At 70.6% G+C, this 1,475-nt stretch carries 3 protein-coding genes; 2 read left to right on the top strand and 1 reads right to left on the bottom strand.

Going from position 1 to position 1,475, the window contains the following annotated elements:
• Positions 1 to 416: 416 nt before the first annotated feature.
• The gene (locus I59_RS12710; protein WP_031273757.1) at positions 417 to 689 is read right to left on the bottom strand and encodes a DUF4031 domain-containing protein; all 273 of its coding nucleotides are present in this window, start codon (positions 687 to 689) and stop codon (positions 417 to 419) included.
• A 179-nt stretch (positions 690 to 868) separates the two neighbouring features.
• On the opposite strand from I59_RS12710, the gene rplU reads away from it, so the two are divergent.
• Positions 869 to 1,177, top strand: a complete 309-nt coding sequence (rplU, locus tag I59_RS12705; RefSeq protein WP_022904187.1) for a 50S ribosomal protein L21 — start codon at positions 869 to 871, stop codon at positions 1,175 to 1,177.
• Between the two features lie 14 nt (positions 1,178 to 1,191).
• Positions 1,192 to 1,446, top strand: a complete 255-nt coding sequence (gene rpmA / locus I59_RS12700; RefSeq protein ID WP_022904186.1) for a 50S ribosomal protein L27 — start codon at positions 1,192 to 1,194, stop codon at positions 1,444 to 1,446.
• Positions 1,447 to 1,475: the final 29 nt, after the last annotated feature.

Here is a 1,475-nt window from a genome sequence, read left to right as displayed (position 1 = left end):
GCCGCACGCAGCCGCAGCCCTACGCGCAGCAGCCGCAGCACGCGCCGTCGGGGCAGCACACGCAGGGGCAGCCGCCGTACCCGCAGCAGGGCGCCCCGTACGGCCCGCCGGCCGGTCAGCAGCCGCCCGCGAACCCATGGGCGCCGCCCCAGCGCTGACCCGACCGTCTACGTGGCGCACGGCCCGTGAGGGAGTCGCACCGTGCCTCCAGGCCGCCGCCGCGATCTCGGATGCCGTCGCTGTCTCGGACCGTCGCTGTCTCGGGCCGTCGCTGTCTCGCGACGCCGCCGCTGTCTCGCGACGCCGCCGCTGTCGTACGACGACTGCGCTGTCGTGCCGCAGCGGCGACGGCCGTGCGCCTGCCGCAGCGGCGACGGCCGTGCGCCTGCCGCAGCGGCGACGGTCGCGCGCCCCCGTCAGGACGGGCGCTTGTCCCGCTGCGCCACCCGCAGGCCGCTGCGGATGAGCCGGAGCACGAGCTCCCGCCCCGTCACGGGGCTCGCCCCCGCCGCCACGAGCTCGTCGTATCGCGAGCGTGGCACGTCGTAGTGGTCGTGGTCGAACGCCCGGGGCGGGATCCCCGCGGCACTCGCGAAGGCGTGGAGTTCGTCGTACGATTCGTCACTGACGAGGTGCGACCACAGCGTGTCGTGCGCAGGCCACGTCGGCGGGTCGATCAGGACGGTCACCACGCCATGGTACGTGTGTCGCCGTTTGACCGGACCCGGGGGGATCGAGTATTCTCGACCCCTGGTGTCAGCGGGCCGTTCTGCCTGCGTCGCCGATCGGGCCCGGCCTCCCCGGGAGCCGCTCGTGCAGCAGTGGGCACCCGAGACTTCCCTCAAGCAGAGTACGTAAGGAATTCCACGTGGTTTACGCAGTAGTGCGCGCCGGCGGCCGTCAGGAGAAGGTCGAGGTCGGCACGATCCTCACGATCGACCGTGCCAAGGCCGACGACAAGGGCAACATCAAGCTCGCTCCGGTGCTCCTCGTGGACGGTGACACCATCACGTCGGCCGCGACCGAGCTCGCGAACGTGACCGTCACCGCCGAGGTGCTCGAGGACCTCCGCGGACCGAAGGTCATCATCCAGAAGTTCAAGAACAAGACCGGGTACAAGAAGCGTCAGGGCTTCCGCGCTGAGCTGACCCGCGTCAAGATCACCGAGATCGCGTAAGGCGGGAACAGAAGATGGCACACAAGAAGGGTGCGAGCTCCACTCGCAACGGTCGTGACTCCAACGCGCAGCGCCTCGGCGTGAAGCGCTTCGGTGGCGAGGTCGTCAACGCCGGCGAGATCATCGTCCGCCAGCGCGGCACGCACTTCCACCCGGGCGCCAACGTCGGCCGTGGTGGCGACGACACGCTGTTCGCCCTCTCGGCCGGTGCGGTCGAGTTCGGCACCAAGGGCGGCCGCAAGGTCGTCAACATCGTCGGCGCTGCGTAAGCGACCTTCGATCTGACTCTGCGGGAGGG

The sequence above is a fragment of the Curtobacterium sp. B8 genome (assembly GCF_000333315.1).
Taxonomy (GTDB): Bacteria; Actinomycetota; Actinomycetes; order Actinomycetales; family Microbacteriaceae; genus Curtobacterium; species Curtobacterium luteum.
The sequence above is the reverse complement of the archived record's forward strand: the minus strand, read 5'-3'. Positions and strand labels throughout refer to the sequence as shown.

Bases quoted from the DNA above. Each gene is read 5' to 3' on its own strand.
- rpmA (WP_022904186.1), top strand. From the start codon at position 1,192: ATGGCACACAAGAAGGGTGCGAGCTCCACTCGCAACGGTCGTGACTCC.